General features: G+C 50.7%; 2 protein-coding genes and 1 pseudogene. 2 read left to right on the top strand and 1 reads right to left on the bottom strand.

The genetic code is table 11. From position 1 onward, the window contains the following. Window positions 1–16: 16 nt before the first annotated feature. A complete protein-coding gene (locus A3754_RS20865) occupies window positions 17–355 on the bottom strand; it encodes a hypothetical protein (RefSeq protein WP_062817552.1) in 339 nt (112 codons plus the stop codon). A gap of 411 nt (window positions 356–766) precedes the next feature. Between A3754_RS20865 and A3754_RS20870 the strand changes: the two are divergent. Further along, a pseudogene (locus A3754_RS20870) lies at window positions 767–1,147 on the top strand (efflux RND transporter permease subunit); the annotation flags it as partial. Between the two features lie 3 nt (window positions 1,148–1,150). Continuing rightward, window positions 1,151–1,439: HupE/UreJ family protein (locus A3754_RS20875; RefSeq protein WP_197468753.1), on the top strand; the 289-nt coding region annotated here is incomplete at its 3' end.

Consider the following 1,439-nt stretch of genomic DNA (forward strand, 5'->3'; position numbering starts at 1 on the left):
GGTGCTGCTCGCAGGATCAAACGATAGGAGGGCGGAAAGGAGAGGATTGATCGACAGAGGAAAAACTGGCCTGGTAGCCCGTCAGGCTTTTGTCCGGCATATTGCCCAAAGCGTCCGGCAGGTAACCCATCGATAGCATATGGCAGTGCCCATGGCACAGATCACATTGCACGAATGAATGGCCGGAATCGTCCGGCGCGGCGGGAGACTGATTGCCGGTCGTGTCGGCTGGCTCAATATCCGAGGGGTCAGTTAAAAGTTCAGCATCGTGGTGAACCACTCCCGGACTATAAAACTGACCCATATCAGCAACAGACACCACCGACTGCAAAGCCATCAGGAGCATCATTGCCATTATGAATCTGCGTCTAACCACGCCAGTTATGCCCAAACAAAAAGGAAGCGAAGTCTAGCGGCACAGCAATTGCCTGTAAAGTCCTCTACGCATTCGGGGGCTACGTTCAGCGCCAAGACATTTACCAAGACCATGAAACGGTTGTCCGTGAGTGCTGGATAAGCTCTATTCATTGGAGTTTTTCCTTTGATTAGCGACTAATATCCAGATTCATTTATTATAGATCGTCAAGTCCCAGCGGTCGGTTGGATGGTTTTTTACCGGGTCAATTTTCAAATCGGCCGCCTGCCACCAGTTTTTTCCCAGCCATTGTGATGCGGGCAGAGCGCCTGACTAGACAGCAAATTGAACGGATGATCGACCAGCATGCCGAGAAGTGCAGCCAAAAGGACAGATTTAGCCGACCGCTTGCTGTTTCTCAGAGATATCCCCTTTTCCATTTCTGCAGCTGTGGGTTTCATCGCGCTCTCGGGTATTGCCATCCTCAATGGGTTGGTAATGGTGTCGTTTATCCGTGAGTTGATGCATGAAGGTGTAACGCTGGATGACGCGATTATTGAAGGCGCGGTGACCAGGTTACGGCCAATTATAACCACCGCACTGGTGGCATCATTGGGTTTTGTGCCGATGGCGCTGAATACGGGTATCGGGTCTGAGGTTCAGCGACCACTGGCGACTGTCGTTATTGGCGGCATTATTTCTTCTACCTTGCTAACGCTATTTGTCCTGCCAGCCCTGTACCGGCTGGTCAATGGGAAGGCAGCGCAGCAAATCAACAACAAGGGAGTTTAGGTTGTGAAATTGAAATACTGGATTGGTCTTCTATCCATTTTGGCAAGCAGCATCGCCATGGGGCATGGCATGTCAGCAGAGGATAAGGCGAGGGCGCTCAATGCCGGTTTCATGGAGTACATTGAGCTTGGAGCGATGCACATGGTCACAGGCTATGACCATTTACTGTTTCTGTTCGGCGTGGTGTTCTTTCTGACCCGCTTCAGTGACATTGTTCGTTTTATAACCGCGTTTTCCATTGGCCACTCGATTACTCTGGTGTTTGCCACCCTCTATAGTATTCAGGCGAATT

It is taken from the genome of Alcanivorax sp. HI0083 (assembly GCF_001635175.1).